Annotated in this window: 17 protein-coding genes and 2 pseudogenes; 16 read left to right on the top strand and 3 right to left on the bottom strand. The window is 64.4% G+C overall.

Annotation, left to right across the window (positions count from 1 at the left end):
* Window positions 1-6: 6 nt before the first annotated feature.
* On the top strand, window positions 7-840 hold the full coding sequence (locus tag AC57B1_RS17080) for a class II aldolase/adducin family protein (protein ID WP_496418122.1): 834 nt from the start codon (window positions 7-9) through the stop codon (window positions 838-840).
* Between the two features lie 62 nt (window positions 841-902).
* Here the strand turns inward: AC57B1_RS17080 and AC57B1_RS17085 are convergent, their stop codons facing one another.
* Both AC57B1_RS17085 and AC57B1_RS17090 read right to left on the bottom strand, forming a co-directional pair.
* Window positions 903-1244 (bottom strand): hypothetical protein, encoded by a 342-nt coding sequence (locus AC57B1_RS17085; RefSeq protein WP_286161952.1) that lies wholly within the window; start codon window positions 1242-1244, stop codon window positions 903-905.
* The gene (locus tag AC57B1_RS17090; RefSeq protein WP_408343119.1) at window positions 1241-1363 is read right to left on the bottom strand and encodes a hypothetical protein; all 123 of its coding nucleotides are present in this window, start codon (window positions 1361-1363) and stop codon (window positions 1241-1243) included. The genes AC57B1_RS17085 and AC57B1_RS17090 overlap by 4 nt, the downstream gene beginning before the upstream one ends.
* Window positions 1364-1745: 382 nt before the next feature.
* Here AC57B1_RS17090 and AC57B1_RS17095 point away from each other — a divergent pair.
* A pseudogene (locus AC57B1_RS17095) lies at window positions 1746-2075 on the top strand (cysteine dioxygenase family protein); the annotation flags it as partial.
* Window positions 2072-3663, top strand: a pseudogene (locus tag AC57B1_RS17100) (rhodanese-related sulfurtransferase). The pseudogenes AC57B1_RS17095 and AC57B1_RS17100, both read left to right, overlap by 4 nt.
* A 92-nt stretch (window positions 3664-3755) precedes the next feature.
* Here AC57B1_RS17100 and AC57B1_RS17105 read toward each other — a convergent pair.
* Entirely contained in the window at window positions 3756-4667 is a 912-nt protein-coding gene (locus tag AC57B1_RS17105; protein ID WP_496418351.1) for a LysR family transcriptional regulator, read from the bottom strand.
* A 268-nt stretch (window positions 4668-4935) separates the two neighbouring features.
* On the opposite strand from AC57B1_RS17105, the gene AC57B1_RS17110 reads away from it, so the two are divergent.
* The 13 genes from AC57B1_RS17110 to astE all read left to right on the top strand — a co-directional run bounded on the left by AC57B1_RS17110 (window position 4936) and on the right by astE (window position 19343).
* Entirely contained in the window at window positions 4936-5838 is a 903-nt protein-coding gene (locus AC57B1_RS17110) for an ABC transporter substrate-binding protein (RefSeq protein ID WP_496418352.1), read from the top strand.
* An 833-nt stretch (window positions 5839-6671) separates the two neighbouring features.
* Window positions 6672-7223 carry a hypothetical protein gene (locus AC57B1_RS17115; RefSeq protein WP_408186195.1) on the top strand — a complete coding sequence of 184 codons (552 nt, stop codon included), beginning with the start codon at window positions 6672-6674 and terminating at the stop codon, window positions 7221-7223.
* Between the two features lie 35 nt (window positions 7224-7258).
* A complete protein-coding gene (locus AC57B1_RS17120; RefSeq protein WP_091795041.1) occupies window positions 7259-8212 on the top strand; it encodes a patatin-like phospholipase family protein in 954 nt (317 codons plus the stop codon).
* Between the two features lie 287 nt (window positions 8213-8499).
* Window positions 8500-9189, top strand: a complete 690-nt coding sequence (locus AC57B1_RS17125; RefSeq protein ID WP_012432581.1) for an ABC transporter permease — start codon at window positions 8500-8502, stop codon at window positions 9187-9189.
* Between the two features lie 4 nt (window positions 9190-9193).
* On the top strand, window positions 9194-9907 hold the full coding sequence (locus tag AC57B1_RS17130) for an ABC transporter permease (protein WP_091795039.1): 714 nt from the start codon (window positions 9194-9196) through the stop codon (window positions 9905-9907).
* 45 nt (window positions 9908-9952) lie between these two features.
* The gene (locus AC57B1_RS17135) at window positions 9953-10780 is read left to right on the top strand and encodes an ABC transporter ATP-binding protein (RefSeq protein WP_091800603.1); all 828 of its coding nucleotides are present in this window, start codon (window positions 9953-9955) and stop codon (window positions 10778-10780) included.
* Between the two features lie 38 nt (window positions 10781-10818).
* Window positions 10819-11868, top strand: a complete 1050-nt coding sequence (locus AC57B1_RS17140) for a GlxA family transcriptional regulator (RefSeq protein ID WP_091795036.1) — start codon at window positions 10819-10821, stop codon at window positions 11866-11868.
* A gap of 253 nt (window positions 11869-12121) precedes the next feature.
* The gene (locus AC57B1_RS17145) at window positions 12122-13357 is read left to right on the top strand and encodes an aspartate aminotransferase family protein (protein WP_408296957.1); all 1236 of its coding nucleotides are present in this window, start codon (window positions 12122-12124) and stop codon (window positions 13355-13357) included.
* Window positions 13358-13398: 41 nt separating this feature from the next.
* A complete protein-coding gene (aruF, locus tag AC57B1_RS17150) occupies window positions 13399-14457 on the top strand; it encodes an arginine/ornithine succinyltransferase subunit alpha (RefSeq protein ID WP_496418123.1) in 1059 nt (352 codons plus the stop codon).
* On the top strand, window positions 14454-15491 hold the full coding sequence (gene astA, locus AC57B1_RS17155) for an arginine N-succinyltransferase (RefSeq protein WP_408343127.1): 1038 nt from the start codon (window positions 14454-14456) through the stop codon (window positions 15489-15491). Before aruF ends, astA begins: the two co-directional genes overlap by 4 nt.
* A gap of 2 nt (window positions 15492-15493) precedes the next feature.
* Complete coding sequence (gene astD / locus AC57B1_RS17160; protein ID WP_408296959.1) at window positions 15494-16957, top strand: succinylglutamate-semialdehyde dehydrogenase; 1464 nt, start codon at window positions 15494-15496, stop codon at window positions 16955-16957.
* A gap of 9 nt (window positions 16958-16966) precedes the next feature.
* Complete coding sequence (astB, locus tag AC57B1_RS17165) at window positions 16967-18307, top strand: N-succinylarginine dihydrolase (protein ID WP_408343129.1); 1341 nt, start codon at window positions 16967-16969, stop codon at window positions 18305-18307.
* Window positions 18291-19343: a succinylglutamate desuccinylase gene (gene astE, locus AC57B1_RS17170; protein ID WP_496418124.1), complete on the top strand. Its 1053-nt coding sequence runs from the start codon at window positions 18291-18293 to the stop codon at window positions 19341-19343. Before astB ends, astE begins: the two co-directional genes overlap by 17 nt.
* Window positions 19344-19392: the final 49 nt, after the last annotated feature.

Consider the following 19392-nt stretch of genomic DNA (forward strand, 5'->3'; position numbering starts at 1 on the left):
GGCGCGATGACCGATCTTTCTCTCACCGGTGGCACCAATACCGCCGAGGAGCCGCCGGCAATCCAGCGTCACGCGCCGTTGCGCAAATTCTGGTTCGACGAGACTCCGCCGCGCGAGAGCCTTGCAGCGGAACGCCGCCACCGGCAGGAGCGGCTCGCCGTCGCGTTCCGACTGTTTGCGCGCTACGGTTTCGATCAGGGGCTGGCAGGCCACATTACCGCGCGTGATCCGGAGTGGCCTGATCACTTCTGGGTCAACCCGTTCGGCAAGCATTTCAGCCGCATTCGTGTGTCGGATCTGCTGCTCGTGAACGCCGAGGGCGAGATCGTGGTCGGCGAGGGCCCGGTGAATCAGGCCGCGTTCGCGATTCACGCGGCGATTCACGAAGCGCGCCCCGACGTGGTCTCGGCGGCCCATACGCATTCGCTGTATGGCAAAGCGTGGTCGTCGCTCGGCCGCACGCTCGATCCGCTGACGCAGGACTCGTGCGCGTTCTATCAGGACCACGCGTTGTTCGACGATTTTCGCGGCGTCGTGCTCGATACCGATGAGGGCGCGCGCATTGCCGCCGCGCTCGGCGAGCGCAAGGCGGTGATCCTGAAGAATCACGGCATTCTCACGGCCGGTCCGAGCGTGGAAGCCGCGGCGTGGTGGTATATCGCGCTCGACAACGCGTGCCACGCGCAACTGCTCGCTGAAGCCGCGGGCACGCCGCAAGCGATTCCACACGACATCGCCACGCTCACGCATGAGCAGGTCGGCCGCCCGGGCGGCGCGCTGTTCGCGTTCCAGAGCCTGCTGGAGGGACTGGTCGAGCACGAACCTGAGGTGCTTACCTGAACCTTTCGCGATGCGCGCTCGCAGCATGTCTGCGGCACTGGCAAAGGGCTGAAATGATCAGACTACTTGATGTCGATTTTTTGCGTCACGACCCACACGACGGGATCGGACATTGAGCACTCTGCCGAACTGGCTTCGCTTGACGTGATGACCTCAATTGCGTGTCCGGTTTGTTCGTAAAAGGTGATGTCGTAGACATCGCGCCAAAGGTCTTTGCCGATTTTTTCCGAGGCGATCCGCACTGCCTTGGTTTTCGAGTCGTCGATTTTGACCGGATCCGTGATACCGACGTTTTTCAGAATGAGCGGCGTTATATTTTTTGGCCAACTCGCGCATTGCGAAGGCGAGCCGGCGAAACACAGGGCAGGGGCCGTCAGCATGGCCACAATGGCGGCGGCCCTCACAGGGTCACCGCGATCGTGTGGTCGCCGCTTTCCCAGATGCACCGGCGCGTGACGATATTGACGATCACGCAGCCGTCGGACGCAGCGCCCGGATGAGCGGTGCTGTCGCCGTGAATCATGAAGCCTGAGCGGCGGTAGGTAACAGTGCCAGGTAAAGGTGTGAGTCGGTGTGAGTCGCATTGCGTAAGGGCCGGCATGTGGATGAGTAAATGGCGCGCCGATCGTCCAGGTTCCTCGCGGAATGGGTCCGATCATGGCCTCGTTTTGTCGCGACGGGTTATTTTTTCCTCGCCCGCGTCCGCTATATCCGACTCCGGCAAGAGTGCCGTCGTGCTCGATTCGACCGGTGTTCTACGGTAGATCCAAGGCATTCGTTCACCTCATTGGCATGTAAGGATCGAGATATTACTGACTCCGGTGTCTCAAAATCGAATTGGTATGCAGGTTGGGAATAAACATGTGTCGGTCATTTGTTTGAGCAATTTCCCGCTACGTGTCGGCTGGGGGCTGATCGGCGTACTACGTGGCGCGGAAATTGCGCAGGGGTACCGTGTCACCGCCGACGGCGCGCTAGAGGAAGAGGGTGCGGCAAAACGGCTCGATGCCGGCGCGGTGGATGCGGTGTCGCCGGGCATCGGCGATACCCATCGCGTGAGTAACGCTTTTGGTGACCGTACGTCGATCAGCATTCACGTGTACGGTGCAAATATTGGCGCGGTAAAACGGTCCCTCTATCCGGGCGGCGCCGCCCGCAAGCTGTTTATTTCCGGCTACGCGAACGACGTGTTGCCGAATATCTGGAATGTAGCGAAGGAGTCTCCGATCTCATGAGTTTCGTTCAGGCATTTCGTACCCGATCATTCGAAGATGTGCGCTACGCACTGCTCGAGCACGAGGAAATCGCGCTCGTGGACGTGCGCGAGGAAGATCCGCACGCCCGCAGTCATCCGCTGTTTGCAGCGAATCTGCCGCTTTCGCGGCTCGAACTCGACGCGCCGGTGCGTTTGCCGCGCCAGGCCGTGCCGATTGTGGTGTTCGACGCCGGTGAAGGGCTCGCCGAGCGCGCCGCGCGCCGTTTGACCGAGTTGGGTTATACCGACGTCGCCCTGCTTGAAGGCGGTTTGCAAGGCTGGCGCGAGGCCGGCGGCGAGTTGTTCCAGGACGTCAACGTGCCCAGCAAGGCGTTCGGCGAACTGGTGGAAAGCGAGCGCCATACGCCGTCGCTCGCCGCGCCGCAGGTGCAGGCGCTGCTCGACCATGAAGCCGACGTGGTGGTGCTCGACGCCCGCCGCTTCGACGAATATCACACCATGGCAGCGTCAGCGTGCCGGGCGCCGAACTGGTGCTGCGCGCCCGCCAGCTCGCGCCGGATCCGGCTACGCGGATCATCGTCAATTGTGCGGGGCGCACGCGCAGCATTATTGGCGCGCAGTCGCTGATCAATGCGGGCGTGCCGAATCCGGTCGCGGCGCTGCGCAATGGCACGATCGGGTGGACGCTGGCCGGGCAGGCGCTCGCGCATGGCAGTTCGCGCCGCTTCGAGCCGATCGTCGACGATAAGGTGCGTCTGGCCGCCGCCGATTCCGCGCGCACAGTGGCGGATCGCGCGAGAGTAGGCCGCACCTCACGCGACGAAGCGCGCCGCTGGGCCGGCGAAGCCGTGCGCACCGTGTATCGCTTCGACGTGCGCACGCCGGAAGAATACGAAGCGGGTCACGTGCCCGGTTTTCGTAGCGCGCCGGGCGGCCAGCTCGTGCAGGAAACCGATATGTTCGCGCCGGTGCGCGGCGCGCGCGTGATCCTTGCGGATAACGACGGCGTGCGTGCCAACATGACCGCGTCGTGGCTCGCGCAGATGAATGTCGACGTGTATGTGGTCGATGGGTTGACGTCCGCCGACTTCGGCGAAAAAGGCGCGGCGCCCGCGGCCCGTCATGCGCCCACGCCGCCCGTCGCCGACGAAATCTCCGCGGCTGAGCTCGTCACGCTGTTGCAATCGCCGGGCACGGCGGTGCTCGACTTCACCACCAGCGCCAATTACGTGAAGCGGCATATTCCCGGCGCGTGGTTCGTGATTCGCGGCGAACTGGAAAAGGCGCTGCTCAAGCTTCCCGACGCGCAGCGCTACGTGGTGACCTGCGGAAGTAGTCTGCTCGCGCGTTTTGCGGCGCCCGACGTCGCGGCATTGACCGGCAAGCCGGTGCAGGTGCTGCGCGGCGGCACGGCGGCGTGGATCGAGGCCGGCTTGCCCGTCGAGAGCGGCGAGACGCGACTGGCGTCGCCGCGTATCGATCGCTACCGGCGTCCTTATGAGGGCACGGATAACGCGCGCGAGGCGATGAATGCGTATCTGGAGTGGGAATATGGTCTTGTCGCGCAGCTTGGGCGCGATGGTACGCATGGGTTCCGCGTGATCTGAGCGGCTGGCTTGCAGCGAGTGCTCGAAGTGCTCGCAACGCTCGCAGCAGCAGTTGAGTCAGATAATCGAAACAGCAGGGCGCCGCGCGCGTTTCAGGCCGCGCGCTGCGCTCGCGCTTCCTTGAACTGCCGCTCGATCGCGGCGCCGAAGCGCTCCACAGGCTGCTGCAATTTGCCGAGCACGCGCGGCTGCACGAGCCAGATGTCGATGAGTGGCTTGAAGTCGCTGATCGGGACGATATCGAGCGCATTTGCATGAGCGCTCGCCTGCAGGAGCGGCAGCGGCACGAGACCGAGGCCGTTGCCGTCGGCGACGAGCTGCAACTGCAATTCGGTGCCGGGCGTTTCCAGGTTCAGCTTGAGAGCGAGCCCGAGGCCGGTGAGTGCGCGCTGTAAACCGTCGCGGAATCCGCAGCCGTCCGGATTCAACACCCAACCGATCGACTGGCATTCCGTTAGCGTGTGCGCACGTTTTTTCAGCAGGCCTTTCTGCGCGACGACGGCCAGTTTGATGCGGCCAAGCGAGCGGGCCGACAGCGCCTCGTCGAAGGACTTGTTGCTGGGCAGCAGGATCGCTGCCGCGTCGAGTTCCCCCTGTTCGACCCGTTGCAGCAACTGGCCGCCCCAGCCGGTCGAGGCGCGCGCCTGCAGATTGGGATAGTCCGTTTTCAGGCCGCGTATCGCTTCGCTGAGCGCGATATCGGCGATCGTCTGCGCGACGCCAAGGCGCAGCGTGCCGACCGGCGGCGTGTCGGTGGCGACGATCTCGCGCAGCACGTCGAGTTCGCGCTGGATCACACGGCATTGCTCATAGACGATGCGCCCCGTGGCCGTTGCCTTCAGCGGCCTCGTATTACGGTCGAGCAATTCGACGCCGAGCGCTTCTTCGAAATTTTGCAGACGGCGCGTGATTGCCGGTTGCGTGAGGCCGAGCGAGAGCGCCGCCTGCTGCAGCGACTGACAGCGAATCACGGTGACGTAGGCGTCGATTTCGTCGATCTTCATGGTGAGCGGTAACCAATGATGGTGCAAAAGAATGCGCTCGATCATACTCGTATCGGTGCGCGCTCACCGCTTGTCGCCGAAGAAAATTCGCATATTTGCTTAGCAGAATAATGCGTTTGTCTTATACAAAGGTGTGCCTTATCGTCGTTGCAAATCCACTCGATGCGACGATGTGCGCGCTGCCATGACGACTTCCCGTTTTTCCTTCGCAATCCGATCTGTTATGCAACGCGTAAGGTCGCTGCCGGCTGGCGCTGCCGCGCTTGCGATGTCAGCGTCGCTATGCGCCGCGCCATCTTATGCGGCCGATGTCCCCGTGCTCAAGGTCGGCGACCAGTCCTTGCAAACGCGCGGCATTCTCGAAGCGTCAGGCCAGTTGAAAGACCTGCCGTACAAGATCGAATGGTTCAACTTTCCGGCCGCGCAGCCGCTCGGCGAAGCGTTGAATGCGGGCGCGGTCGACGTCGGCGGTCTCGGTGATGCGCCGCTGGTGTTCGCCCTTGCCGCCGGTGCGCGGGTGAGAGCGGTCGCGGCGACACGCTCGACGCCGCTGGATCTGGCGATCGTGGTCGGCGCGCATTCGCCGCTGAACGACGCCGCGAGTCTGAAGGGCAAACGCATTGCCACGACGCGCGGCTCGATCGGCCACTACCTCGCGCTCGCCGCGTTGAAGAAGGCCAACGTGCCGCTCGCCGACGTCACCTTCGTGTTCCTCGCGCCGGCCGACGCGAAAGCGGCGCTCGCCTCGGGCAGCGTCGACGCCTGGTCGGTGTGGGACCCGTACACCGCGCTCGGCGAAGCGCGCGATCACGACCGGATCATCGCCAACGGCGTGGGCCTGTCGGAAGGTCTCAGCTATCAGGTGGCGACAGAACGCGCGATCGCCGACAAGCGCACGCAGCTCGCCGACTTTTTGCGGCGCGTGGCGATCGGCCAGCGCTGGGCGCTCTCGCATCCCGACAAAGTCGCGGCGATGCAGTCGCGCGTTACGGGTTTGCCGCCCGAGGTGCTGAAGACCGTCTATCAGCGCGGCCAGGTGCATCCGGTGGCGATCGACGACAGCGTCGTGGCCGCGCAGCAGCGCACGGCGGACACTTACGAAGCGGCCAATGTGATCCGCGCGCATCTGGACGTGCGGCCGAGCTTCGACCGCAGTTTCCCTTTGCCTTGATGCGGCCGACAGGCGTTTGCGCATGAATGCCCGTGATTGCCGACAGCGCCGTGACACGGCGTCATCGCCCGCTCGATAGCCATGCATTCGACGCTTGCTGACGCAACTCATGAACGAGTTCGCCGCAAGCGTCGCGCACCTCGACCGCACGGCTCAATTCCCGCATGCCAATCTCGCGCGCTGCGCGCGCGCCGTCGGCATTCCTATGAAAGCGCTGCCACTCAACGCAAATCATCTGCCGATTCGGTGTAAACGCGCTCTCGTCTAAATCCGCCAATCCGTTTAAATTAGCTGCACTTGGAAGGCTTATCGAGGGACCAGGGCGGCCAGTCAAGCAGCGGTTTGCCATTCCGGCGATGGCGCGAGGTGAGCAGCCAAGGTTGCTCACCGCTTCGTCCGGGACCAGACCGCTGCGCGTCGTCCAGGGCGCTTCGTTTTCAGTCGGCCGGACGGCCGATTTCACTTTCCCGGTCGACCGTATCGACCGACCCGGCGACGCTTTGCACAGCGTCGCCTTTTTGCTTGTGGCGACCGTTTTGCGCGCGATTTTCGCGTTTGGCCCGCGCGTGGCCCGTGCGGCGCGCGCCTCGGCTTCGCGTGGCCTTCCGCCGTCGCCGACTTCGCCCCGCGGCTTCTAACTCCGCAGCTTCTAACTCCGCCTTCGCGGCATCCGATTCCGCCTCTGCCTACGTCACCGTTGCGCACCCTGTGCGACTGCGCACACCGCCGTGCGGCGCCCGCTCGCGGTTTTGCCCGTGCGCGGTTATCCTGTAGCGGACACTACACAACAGGATGCGGGCCTTCGCGGGCCACATCCGAACAGGAAATCCGCTGTGAGCCTGAAACTGCTTACTGTCGCCATGCTGGCCGCGTCCGTCGCGTTGACCGGTTGCGACGACCAACAGAGCGACCGCGCCGTGCAAAAACTCAAGGAATTCTTCAACGCCGTCAAACCGGACGCGTTACTGCTCAAGGGCATGACGCCGGGCGTCACGACCGAGGCGCAGATCCGCGACCAGATGGGCAAGCCGGAAACCGAGCGCACCTTCACCGACGGTTCGAAACGCTTCGAGTATCCGCGCGGCCCGCAAGGCTTGAATACGTACATGGTCGACATCGATCGCGACGGTAAATTGCAGGCCATCACGCAGGTGCTCACGGCGGCCAACTTCGCGAAGATCCGCATTGGCATGAGCGAGGACGAAGTGCGCCGCCTGCTCGGCAAGCCCGGCCAGGTCGCGGTGTTTCCGCTCAAGCCGGAAACCGTGTGGAGCTGGAAGTGGCGCGAAGGCGGCGTGACCGAAGAAGGGATTTTCAACGTGCATTTCGACCAGTATCAGAAGGTGTACACGACATCGCGCTCTGACGTGATTCGTGGGCGATAGCGGTGAGTGATAAAAGAGAGCAAGCGGGGAAGATCATGATACGTCGACGTCGATACAGCCGGATCGGGCTGGTGTTGGGGGGCGGCGCCGCGCGCGGCTGGGCGCATATCGGCGCGATTCGCGCGCTGCACGATGCGGGCATCCGGCCCGATGTGGTCTGCGGCACGTCGATCGGCGCGTTGGTGGGCGCGGTGTATGCGAACGGCGATCTCGACTGGCTGGAAGAGTGGGTCTCGCGGCTCACCTGGCAGACGGTGGTGCGCCTGCTCGATCTGCGGCTTTCGGGCGGCCTGCTCGGCGGGCGCAAGGTGATCCAGTTGTTCGCCGACAAGTTCAACGGCCGTTCGATCGCGCAGTTGAACATGCCGTTCGCGGCGGTCGCGACCGAACTCGACTCGGGCCGCGAAAGCTGGTTGCAGGACGGCAGCGTGGTCGAGGCGGTGCGCGCATCGATTGCGATTCCCGGCATTTTCACGCCGGTGTGGCACAACGGTGTGTGGCTGGTGGACGGCGGTTTGAGCAACCCGGTGCCGGTTTCGGTGGCGCGGGGCATGCGCGCGGACTGCGTGATCGCTGTCGATCTCAACAACGATATCCTGAACGGCCGCGATTTCGGCGGCGCGGTGGTCGATACGCCGGCCATCGACCCGGCCGAGCCTCAGGCGGTCGCGCTACGCCGCAACGGCAAGCCCTGGCCACGCTGGCTCGCGCCCGCCGATGCGCGCGTCACGGACGACGTGCGCGTGCCACCCGCGCCGAGCGCGCGCGTGCCGTCCATGCTGAGTTCGATCGCACAAAGCATCGACATCATGCAGGTGCGGATTACGCGCAGCCGTCTGGCGGGCGAACCGGCGGACATTCTGATCCAGCCGCGGCTGGGCGGCATGGGGATCTTCGATTTTCATCGCGCGGCGCCTGCCATCGAGGAGGGGCGCGCGGCGGTGGAGCACATGCTGCCGGCGATTCGGGCGCGTCTGGGCATCGATTAGGGCGTTCCGGCGGTCCGCCGTCTATCGAAAAAGCGACCCGAAACTTGCTAAATCGCGGCGGCGCTCGCCGCGCGCTGCCTGCCTTACAAATTCCCACAACCCTCAAAACCAAGCCCTGCACGCCGTGCAATGCGCCAAAGGCCGCTCTGTTGCGTTGCAGCAAAACGCCCGCGCGCCTTTGAGAATTTAATTTTCGCTTGCGAGACTCCGCGCCATGCTGGACGAGTCGGGCAGGCATGAGCCGACACCGTCCGAGACATCCTCAAACAACCTGGATGGAGACACGCGTGTTCCTATACGGCTTTGGCCCGGTGTTGCTGGCCGGCACGATCCAGACGATCGAGCTGTCCGTCCTGTCGCTGGCGGCGGCCGTGCTGCTCGGTCTCGCGGGCGCGGCGGCGAAACTTTCGTTCAACCGCCCGCTGCGGGCAATCGCGACCGGCTACACGACGCTGATCCGCTCGGTGCCCGACCTCGTGCTGATGCTGCTGCTGTTCTACAGCATCCAGATCGCGGTCAACAATCTCACCGACGCGCTCAATCTCCCGCAGTTCGATATCGATCCGTTCGTGGCCGGCGTGCTGACGCTCGGCTTCATCTACGGTGCGTACTTCACCGAGACCTTCCGCGGCGCTTTTCTCGCCGTGCCGCGCGGCCAGCTCGAAGCGGGCAGCGCGTACGGCATGAGCGGCGCGCGCGTATTCACGCGCATCCTGTTTCCCCAGATGATGCGTTTCGCGCTGCCGGGCATCGGCAACAACTGGCAGGTGCTGGTGAAGGCCACTGCGCTGGTGTCGATCATCGGTCTCGCCGACGTCGTCAAAGCCGCGCAGGACGCCGGCAAAAGCACCTTCAACATGTTTTTCTTCATCCTGGTCGCCGCGCTGATCTATCTGGCGATCACCACCGCTTCGAATCTCGTGCTGATCTGGTTGGAAAAGCGCTATTCGATCGGTGTGCGGCACGCGGAGCTTTAAGACCATGATCGACATTCTCAATGAATTCTGGCGCGCGTTTCTCTACTGGGACGGCCAGCGCATCTCCGGTCTCGCGGTCACGCTGTGGCTGCTGGTGGCGTCGGTCGGGATCGGCTTCTGCGCGGCGATTCCGCTGGCGGTGGCGCGCGTGTCGAAGAAGCGCTGGCTCTCCACGCCAGTGCGTCTTTACACTTACGTGTTTCGCGGCACGCCGCTGTACGTGCAACTGCTGCTCATCTACACCGGCATGTACAGCCTCGAATTCGTGCGCTCGCATCAACTGCTGGACGCGTTTTTCCGCAGCGGTTTTCACTGCGCGATTCTCGCCTTCGCATTGAACACCTGCGCGTACACCACGGAAATTTTCGCCGGCGCGATCCGTTCGACCTCGCACGGCGAAGTGGAAGCGGCGCGCGCCTACGGCATGAGCTGGTTCACGATGTACCGCCGCATTGTGATACCGTCCGCGCTGCGCCGGGCCTTGCCGTTGTACAGTAACGAAGTGATCCTGATGCTGCACGCCACCACGGTCGCTTTCACGGCCACGGTGCCGGACATTCTGAAGGTGGCGCGCGACGCGAACTCGGCCACTTACCAGTCGTTCGACGCGTTCGGCCTCGCAGCGCTGATCTATCTGGTGGTGTCGTTCGTGCTGGTGGCGCTGTTCCGCCGCGCCGAGCGCCATTGGCTGGGCTATCTCGCGGTGCGCACGCATTGAAACGCGCCGTGTTTGCAGTGGGCGGCGCGGCAGTCGCGCGCCGTCATGAAGATTGATCCGTATTTTCAAAGGGAGAGCATCTTGCTCCACACGACTCAAACCGAAGCTTGCAAGCTCGCCGTACAGGACATCCACAAGCGCTACGGCGACAACGAAGTGCTCAAGGGCGTGTCGCTCAATGCGAACAAGGGCGACGTGATCAGCATTATCGGTGCGAGCGGGTCGGGTAAGAGCACCTTTCTGCGCTGCATCAATTTTCTCGAGCGGCCGAACGCCGGGCAGATCGTCGTCGACGGCGAAGCGGTGAAGACCAAAACCGACCGCGCCGGCAATCTCGAAGTCGCGGATCACAAGCAGTTGCAGCGCATCCGCACGAAGCTCGCCATGGTGTTCCAGCACTTCAACCTGTGGGCGCACATGAACGTGATCGAGAACATCATCGAAGCGCCGATTCATGTTCTGGGTCTGAAGCGCAAGGAAGCCGAAGACCGCGCGCGTGAGTATCTCGAGAAGGTTGGTCTCGCGCCGCGCCTCGAAAAGCAGTATCCGTCGCATCTGTCGGGCGGTCAGCAACAGCGTGTGGCGATTGCCCGCGCGCTGGCCATGAACCCCGACGTGATGCTGTTCGACGAACCGACTTCTGCGCTCGACCCCGAACTGGTCGGCGAAGTGCTGAAGGTCATGCAGAAGCTCGCCGAAGAAGGCCGCACCATGATCGTCGTCACGCACGAAATGGGTTTCGCGCGCAACGTGTCGAACCATGTGATGTTCCTGCATCAAGGCCGCACCGAAGAAGAAGGCCTGCCCGCAGAAGTCCTGAGCGCGCCGCGCAGCGAGCGGCTCAAGCAGTTCCTTTCCGGCAGCCTCAAATAACGCGCGGCTCGCGCCGTAGCGTTTAATCCGTTTCAGCGATGGCTCGCACGTCCAGCCCGGCTCGCACCACGCAAGTCGCTATCGTCGCCTTGCCGCCCGTGTCGATGTCGGGCGTCGGGCCGATTGTCGACGCCCTCAATCTCGCCAATGAAATCGACGGCCGCGCGCTCTACCGCGTGCAGGTGTGCTCGTGGGACGGCCGCGCGGTACCGCTCGCGGGCGGCGCGCAATGGCCGGCCGACGCCGCTTTCGGCGACGCGATCGCGTGCGACTGGCTGATCATCGTCAGCGAGCGGTTTCAGCAGTTCGCCGACTATCGCCTCTTTCTCGCCAGCCTCTCGCGGGTCGGTCAGCGCACGCCGCTCGTCACCGGCATTCACCACGGCGTGTGGTGGCTCGCCATGGCAGGGCAGTTATCCGGCTACCGCGTGAGCGTCAACTGGGAAACCTATCAGCAGTTCTCCGAGCAGTTCGAACGCTCCATCGTTACGCAGCAGATCTTCGAAATCGACCGCGATCGCGCCACCTGCGCGGGCGGCCAAGCGACCGTCGACTTTATGCTGGCGATGATCGGCCGCGAGCACGGCCCCGAACTCGCGGATCGCATTGCGGATACGCTCGGCGTCGGCGCGTTGCGCGCGGGCGAGGAGCGTCAGCGCATTCCGTTTGTCACCGCGCCGGGCGAGCGCCATCCGCGCCTGAACGACGCCTTGCTGCTGATGGAAGCGAATATCGAAGATCCGCTCACCACCGACGAGATCGCGGGTCTGGTGGGCGTGTCGCGGCGGCAGCTGGAGCGCCTCTTTCGTCAGTATCTCGGCTCGATGCCGTCCAAATACTATCTGGGGCTGCGGCTTTCGAAAGCGCGCACGCAATTGCAGCGCACCAGTAAATCGGTGGTGCAGATCAGCCTCGCTTGCGGGTTTTCGTCGGCGGCGCACTTTTCGAATGCGTACCGCGAACGCTTTGGTGTCACGCCGCGAGAGGATCGTCGCAACTGGATCGACAAGCAGACCGGCGCGAGCGGCGCCGCGGCCAGCGAGCCGCGGCCGGGCGCGCTGATCGAGCGGCCGGATCAGGTGGACTGAAGCGCGGGCCAAGGCGCGGACCGCGGCAAGGGCTGAAACGAGACCCAAAGCGCGGCCGGAGGCAGGGCCAAAATGAGGCCCAAAGCGCGGCCCGAGGCAAGGGCTCAAAGCGCGGATTCAATCCCGCTGCCCATTCACCGAACGCCGCCCGCTCGCGTGGAAGCTCATAGAAAGCGTCGCGTATGCGCAAGACGTATCGGGCGCAGTTACCTACACTAGCTGTATTACCTCTCACCTGTAACGAGGATTTGCCATGAACGACCTGACAGTGACACGCCAGACCTTCGACGAAGTCATGGTGCCGGTGTTTTCTCCCGCCGCCTTCGTGCCGGATCGCGGTCTCGGCTCACGCGTCTGGGATACGCAAGGCCGCGACTATATCGACTTCGCCGGCGGTATCGCCGTCACAGCGCTCGGTCATGCGCATCCCGAACTGCTGAAAGTGCTGCACGACCAGGGCGGCAAGCTGTGGCACATCGGCAACGGCTACACCAACGAGCCGGTGCTGCGCTTGGCCAAACGCCTCGAAGAGCTGACTTTCGCCGACCGCGCATTCTTCGCCAACTCGGGCGCGGAAGCGAATGAAGCCGCGTTGAAGCTGGCACGCCGCGTCGCGTTCGATCGCCACGGCGCCGACAAGATCGAAATCATCTCGTTTACGCAGTCGTTTCACGGCCGCACTTTCTTCACGGTGAGCGTCGGCGGGCAGCCGAAGTATTCGGAAGGCTTCGGCCCGGTGCCGGCCGGCATCACCCACTTGCCCTACAACGATATCGAAGCGGCGAAGAAAGCCATCGGCGCGCAAACCTGCGCGGTGATCGTCGAGCCGATTCAGGGCGAAGGCGGCGTGATCCCGGCGGATCCGGCGTTTCTGAAGGCACTGCGCGAAGCCTGCGATCAGCATGGCGCCCTGCTGATTTTTGACGAGGTACAAACGGGTGTGGGCCGCAGCGGCTATTTCTACGCGTACCAGGAAACCGGCGTGACGCCGGACATCCTGACCACCGCCAAGGCGCTCGGCAATGGCTTCCCGATCGGCGCGATGCTGACCACCACTGAACTGGCCGCGCATTTCAAGGTCGGCGTGCACGGCACGACGTACGGCGGCAATCCGCTCGGCGCGGCGATCGCCGAAAAGGTGGTCGAACTGGTCAGCGACCCGAAGGTGCTCGAGGGCGTGCGTTCGCGGAGCGTTGCGCTGAAGGGCCACCTCGCGAAGCTCAACGATCGCTTCGGCCTGTTCAAGGAAGTGCGCGGCAGGGGCCTGCTGATCGGTGCGGAACTCACCGACGCATTCAAGGGCCGCGCGAAAGACTTCGTCACGGCCGCTGGCCAGCATGGCGTGATCATGCTGATGGCCGGTCCTGACGTGCTGCGTTTCGTGCCGTCGCTGATCATGCCGCTCGACGACATGAACGAGGGCTTCGCGCGTCTGACCCAGGCGATCGAAGGCATCGTCGGCGCGAAAGCTGAAGCGGCGTCGCACTGAGCCGCAGCATTGATCACGCGCCACATTCAACAGGAACGATGATGCTCTTTGTACGCCCAGGCCGCCTCGCCGATCTCGACGCGCTCGAGCATATGGCGCGCACCGCGCAACCGGTGCTGCATTCCCTGCCGCACGACCGGCGCGCGCTCGAAGCGCGCGTCGCGTTGTCGGAAGACTCGTTTCGCGCGGAGGTCGATTTTCCGGGCGAGGAGTTCTATCTGTTCGTGCTCGAAGATGCGCTGAGCGGCAAGCTGATGGGCACGGCGAGCATCGTCGCCGCGGCCGGTTATTCGGACCCGTTCTACGCGTTTCGCAACGACGCGCTGATTCATGCGTCGCGCGAACTGCACGTGAACCGCAAGATTCACGCGCTGACCATGTCGCATGAACTGACCGGCAAGAGCCGCCTCGCGGGTTATTACATCGACCCGTCGCTGCGTGGCGACGCCGCCGCGCATCTGATGTCGCGTGCCCGGATGATGTATATCGCCGCCAATCGCAAGCGCTTTACGCCGGAGGTGTTTTCGCTGCTGCTCGGCGTCACCGACGAGAAAGGCGTGTCGCCATTCTGGGAAGCGGTGGGGCGCAAGTTCTTCGGCCGCGACTTCGCCGACATCGAGATCGAATCGGGTGGCCGCAGCCGCACCTTCATCGCCGAAGTGATGCCCACGTATCCCATCTATGTGCCGTTGCTGCCCGAAGCGGCGCAGCGCGTGCTCGGCGAGCCGGATTCGAAGGCCTTGCTCGCCTATGACATTCATCTCGAAGAAGGCTTCGAGACGGATCGCTATGTCGATATTTTCGATGCGGGGCCGGTGCTGACCGCGCAAGTGGATCGCAGCGCCTGCGTCACGCGCAACGAAACACGTGAGGTACGCGAGAGCAACGTGGCGGCCGACGGTGCGACGTATCTGATCGCGCATAACGGCGCCGACGGCGAGTTCCGTTGCGTGCTTGGCGAACTGGCGGCGGGCAAGGAAGCCGGCGCGCCGTTGCCGCAAGCGGCGCGTGCCGCGCTCGGCGTGCAGGAGGGCGACACGGTGCGCTGCGTGCCGTTGCACCAGTCGCAGCAGGACGAACAATCGGGAGACGCACGATGATCGTGGTTCGCGTTGTGCAACGAGGCGATGTGGACGCGCTCATGCGGCTCGCGCAGGAAACCGGCCCGGGACTGACCACCTTCAAGCCGGACCGCGAGGCGCTCGCGGCACGCGTGGAACGCGCGCGCCGCACGATGGAAGACAAGGCCGAGCCGTACGAAGCCGGCTACTTCTTCGTGATGGAAGACACGGATACGGGCGACGTCGCCGGCGTGTGCGGAATCGAAACCGCGGTGGGCCTGCAGCAGCCGTTCTACAACTATCGCGTGAGCACGGTGGTGCATGCGAGCCAGGACCTCGGCATCTGGACGCGCATGCGCGCGCTGAACATTTCGCACGACCTGACGGGTTACGCGGAAGTGTGCTCGCTGTTTTTGAGTCCGCGTTACCGCACGAGCGGCGTGGGCGGCTTGCTGTCGCGGTCGCGCTTCATGTTTCTCGCGCAGTTTCGCGAGCGCTTTCCGCAGCGTTTGTGCGCGGAATTGCGCGGCCATTTCGACGCGGAAGGCACCTCGCCGTTCTGGCGCGCGGTCGGCTCGCATTTCTACCAGATCGACTTCAACGCGGCGGACTACCTGAGTTCGCACGGCCGCAAGGCGTTTCTCGCCGAGTTGATGCCGCGCTATCCGGTGTATGTCGAGTTGTTGCCGCAAGAGGCGCAGGACTGCGTGGGCCTCACGCATAACGACACGATTCCGGCGCGCCGCATGCTCGAAGCGGAAGGGCTGCGCTACGAGAATCACGTCGATATCTTCGACGCGGGTCCGGTTCTCGAATGCCATATCGCGGACTTGCGCACGGTGCGCGAGAGCGTGGTGGTGCCGGTCGAAATCGGCACGGCAAGCTCGGGTGCGCCGCAGGACGGGCCGAAATCGATGGTGTCGAATACGTCGTTGGGCGATTTTCGCGTCGGCGTGGTGGCGGGCGTGCCGCAGGACGGCGTGTTCCGTCTGAGCGCGGCCGAGGCCGCGGCGCTCGACGTCAAGGCAGGCGACCTCGTGCGCGTGCTGCCGCAGAAACATAAACAGGGATGATCATGAGCGAGCTTTTCATCGACGGCGAATGGGCCGCCGGCACAGGACCCGCATTCGCGTCGCGCAACCCGGGCACGGGCGCGGCGGTGTGGGAAGGCAACAGCGCCTCGGCTGACGACGTGGACCGCGCGGTGCGCAGCGCGCGCCGTGCCTTCGCCACGTGGTCGGCGTTGAGCCTCGACGAACGTTGCGCCGTGGTGCGCCGCTTCGCCGCGCTCGTCACCGAACGCAAGGAAGCGCTGGCGGAAGCGATCGGCCGCGAAACCGGCAAGCCGTTGTGGGAAGCGCGCACTGAAGCTGCTTCGATGGCGGCGAAGGTCGAGATTTCGATTCAGGCCTATAACGAGCGCACCGGCGAGAAGCGCTCGGCCATGGCGGACGGCACGGCCGTGTTGCGCCATCGTCCGCATGGCGTGGTGGCCGTGTTCGGGCCGTATAACTTTCCGGGGCATCTGCCGAACGGCCATATCGTGCCGGCGCTGATCGCGGGTAATGCGGTCGTGTTCAAGCCGTCCGAACTGGCACCGGGCGTGGCCGCGCTCACGGTGCAGATCTGGCGCGACGCCGGTTTGCCGGCAGGTGTGCTGAACCTCGTGCAAGGCGAAAAAGACACTGGCATTGCGTTGGCCAATCACCGGCAGATCGACGGCCTGTTCTTCACAGGTAGTTCGGATACCGGAACATTGCTGCACAAACAGTTTGGCGGCCGCCCGGAGATCGTGCTGGCGCTGGAAATGGGCGGCAACAATCCGCTCGTGATCGGGCCGGTGGCCGATATCGACGCCGCCGTGCATCACACGATCCAGTCGGCGTTTCTGTCGGCGGGGCAGCGCTGCACCTGCGCGCGCCGCATTTTCGTGCCGAACGATGCTCAGGGCGATCGCTTCATGGAACGCTTCACCGAGGTCACTTCGCGCATCAGCGTCGGCGAATATAACGCCGATCCGCAGCCGTTCATGGGCGCGGTGATTTCGGCGCGGGCGGCCTCGCGACTCGTCGCCGCGCAGGAACGCCTGCTGGCCGACGGCGCGAAAGCGCTGCTGAAAATGGAGCAGCGCGACCCGAAGCTCGGCTTCGTGACGCCGGCCATTCTCGACGTGACCGCCGTGAAGAACCTGCCGGACGAAGAACACTTCGGGCCTTTGGCGCAAATCATCCGCTACGGCAGTTTCGACGAAGCGCTGGAGCAGGCCAACGACACCGAGTTCGGCCTCTCCGCCGGCCTGCTTGCCGACGACGAAGCGCTCTGGACGCACTTCCAGCGCACGATCCGCGCCGGCATCGTCAACTGGAACCGGCCGACCAACGGTGCTTCGTCGGGCGCGCCGTTCGGCGGGCCGGGCCGCTCGGGCAATCACCGGCCGAGTGCATATTACGCCGCCGACTACTGCGCGTTCCCGATGGCTTCCGTCGAAAGCGCGCAACTGCAAATGCCCGCGAGCGTCTCGCCGGGCCTTCAATTCTAAGGATCGACGATGCAAGCCACTGAAGCCAATTTCGACGGCCTGGTCGGCCCGACGCACAACTATGCGGGGCTGTCGTTCGGCAACGTCGCGTCGCAGAACAACGAGAAGTCGGTTGCGAATCCGAAGGCCGCGGCCAAGCAAGGCCTGCGCAAGATGAAGCAACTGGCCGATCTCGGTTTTCACCAGGGCGTGCTGCCGCCGCAGGAGCGGCCGTCGATGCGTCTGTTGCGCGAGCTCGGTTTTTCCGGCGACGACGCCACGGTGATCGCGCGCGTGGCGAGAGACGCGCCCGAGTTGCTGGCCGCGGCGAGTTCGGCTTCGGCCATGTGGACCGCGAATGCGGCAACGGTGAGCCCGTCCGCCGATACGCACGACGGCCGGGTGCATTTCACGCCGGCCAATCTGTGCAGCAAGCTGCATCGCGCGATCGAACATGAATCGACGCGCCGCACGCTGCGCGCGATTTTCAGCGACGCCGACCGTTTCGCGGTGCATGAGGCGCTGCCCGGCACGCCGGCGCTCGGCGACGAAGGCGCGGCGAATCACACGCGCTTTTGCTCGGAATACGGCACACGTGGCGTCGAATTCTTCGTGTACGGCCGCAGCGAGTATCGTCGCGGACCGGAGCCGAAGCGCTTCCCTGCGCGTCAAACGTTTGAAGCGAGCCGTGCGGTCGCGCATCGTCATGGTCTGGCCGACGCGGCTACGGTCTATGCGCAGCAGAATCCCGACGTGATCGACGCCGGCGTATTCCACAACGACGTGATTGCGGTCGGCAATCGCAACACGCTGTTCTGCCATCAACTGGCGTTCGTCGAACAGAATGCGGTGTACGACGAATTGCGTGCGAAGCTCTCCGGCCTGAAGGCGGAGTTCAATGTGATCGAAGTGCCGGACGCGCAGGTGAGCGTGGCCGATGCGGTCACTTCGTATCTGTTCAACAGCCAGCTGCTGACGCGCCCGGATGGCAAGCAGGTGTTGGTGGTGCCGCAGGAATGCCGCGAGAACCCGCGCGTGGCCGCCTACCTCGACGAACTGACCGCGCACACCGGACCGATCGACGACGTGCTGGTGTTCGATCTGCGCGAAAGCATGAAGAACGGCGGCGGGCCGGCGTGCCTGCGTCTGCGTGTGGTGCTCGACGACGCGGAACGCGCGGCAGTGACGAAAGGCGTGTGGATCAACGACACGTTGTTCGGCCGTCTGGATGCGTGGATCGAGAAACATTATCGCGACCGCCTCGCACCCGCCGATCTGACCGATCCACACTTGCTCGCCGAATCGCGCACCGCGCTCGACGAACTGACGCAGATTCTCGGCCTGGGTTCGCTGTATGACTTCCAGCGCTGAGCGTGATATGCCGGTTTCGCTGCTCGACGATTTCCTCGCCTACACGCTGGCGGGCACGCGGCCGGCCGAGCAGGAAGCACAGGGCGCGTGCGCCGGTGGCGTGCGCTGGTCGTGGCTGGACGACGGCGTATTGTTGATGGAGCCCGCAGCGCGGGAAGCGGGCACGCGCAGTGTGCTCGTCTCCGCCGGCGTGCACGGCGACGAGACCGCGCCGATCGAGCTGCTGGCGTTTCTCGTGCGCGACATCGCGCGTGGCACAGCCGCGCTGACCTGCCGCCTGCTGGTGATTCTCGGCAACGTCGACGCGATGCGCGAAGCTTGCCGTTACCGCGACGACGATCTGAACCGCCTTTTCAGCGGACGTTATCTGCAGGTGCCGCACAGCTACGAAGCGCCGCGCGCGGCAGCGCTGGAGCAGGCCGCGACGCAGTTCTTCGCGGCCGCGCCGAGCGATCCCGGCGCGCGCTGGCATATCGACATGCATACGGCAATCCGCGCGTCCGCCTTCGAGCAATTCGCGTTGCTGCCGCACACCGGCAAACCGTTTTCGCGTGCGATGTTCGCGTGGCTCGGCGAGGCGCGTATCAGTGCGGTGCTGTTGCACACCACCAAGGGCAACACGTATTCGCATTTCACCGCACAAGCGTGTGGTGCTCAGGCGTGCACGCTGGAACTCGGTAAGGTGCGTCCGTTCGGTCAGAACGATCTGACGCGTTTCGCGGGCGCCGATCATGCGGTGCGTCACCTCGTGGCCGGCATGCGGGGCGAGGTGCGCGCGGACATGCCGAGGGCGTTCACGGTGATCGACCAGATCACCAAGCAGAGCGACGCGTTCGAACTGCTGGTCGCGGCCGACGTCGCCAATTTCACGCCGTTCGCGAAAGACACGGTGCTCGCGCGTGACGGCGAGTATCGCTATGTCGTGCGGCACGACGAGGAGCGTCTCGTGTTCCCGAATGCGACGGTCAAGCCCGGTTTGCGCGCCGGCCTGATGGTCGTTGAAACGACGCAGGACACGCTCTCGAAGCTCGTGTAGTTCACGCGGATGCCCGCGACACTGCGCGCGGGTTTGCCTGAACGCGACA

This window comes from Paraburkholderia sp. BGA-UO-ETr-F21 (assembly GCF_059567925.1).

Excerpts from the sequence above, each read along its gene's own strand:
- AC57B1_RS17090 (WP_408343119.1), bottom strand. The coding sequence starts at position 1,363 with ATGATTCACGGCGACAGCACCGCTCATCCGGGCGCTGCGTCCGACGGC.
- AC57B1_RS17145 (WP_408296957.1), top strand. The coding sequence starts at position 12,122 with ATGAACGACCTGACAGTGACACGCCAGACCTTCGACGAAGTCATGGTG.
- AC57B1_RS17080 (WP_496418122.1), top strand. The coding sequence starts at position 7 with ATGACCGATCTTTCTCTCACCGGTGGCACCAATACCGCCGAGGAGCCG.
- AC57B1_RS17130 (WP_091795039.1), top strand. The coding sequence starts at position 9,194 with ATGATCGACATTCTCAATGAATTCTGGCGCGCGTTTCTCTACTGGGAC.
- AC57B1_RS17140 (WP_091795036.1), top strand. The coding sequence starts at position 10,819 with ATGGCTCGCACGTCCAGCCCGGCTCGCACCACGCAAGTCGCTATCGTC.
- astB (WP_408343129.1), top strand. The coding sequence starts at position 16,967 with ATGCAAGCCACTGAAGCCAATTTCGACGGCCTGGTCGGCCCGACGCAC.
- astE (WP_496418124.1), top strand. The coding sequence starts at position 18,291 with ATGACTTCCAGCGCTGAGCGTGATATGCCGGTTTCGCTGCTCGACGAT.
- AC57B1_RS17110 (WP_496418352.1), top strand. The coding sequence starts at position 4,936 with ATGTCAGCGTCGCTATGCGCCGCGCCATCTTATGCGGCCGATGTCCCC.
- AC57B1_RS17105 (WP_496418351.1), bottom strand. The coding sequence starts at position 4,667 with ATGAAGATCGACGAAATCGACGCCTACGTCACCGTGATTCGCTGTCAG.
- aruF (WP_496418123.1), top strand. The coding sequence starts at position 13,399 with ATGCTCTTTGTACGCCCAGGCCGCCTCGCCGATCTCGACGCGCTCGAG.
- AC57B1_RS17120 (WP_091795041.1), top strand. The coding sequence starts at position 7,259 with ATGATACGTCGACGTCGATACAGCCGGATCGGGCTGGTGTTGGGGGGC.
- astA (WP_408343127.1), top strand. The coding sequence starts at position 14,454 with ATGATCGTGGTTCGCGTTGTGCAACGAGGCGATGTGGACGCGCTCATG.
- astD (WP_408296959.1), top strand. The coding sequence starts at position 15,494 with ATGAGCGAGCTTTTCATCGACGGCGAATGGGCCGCCGGCACAGGACCC.
- AC57B1_RS17135 (WP_091800603.1), top strand. The coding sequence starts at position 9,953 with ATGAAGATTGATCCGTATTTTCAAAGGGAGAGCATCTTGCTCCACACG.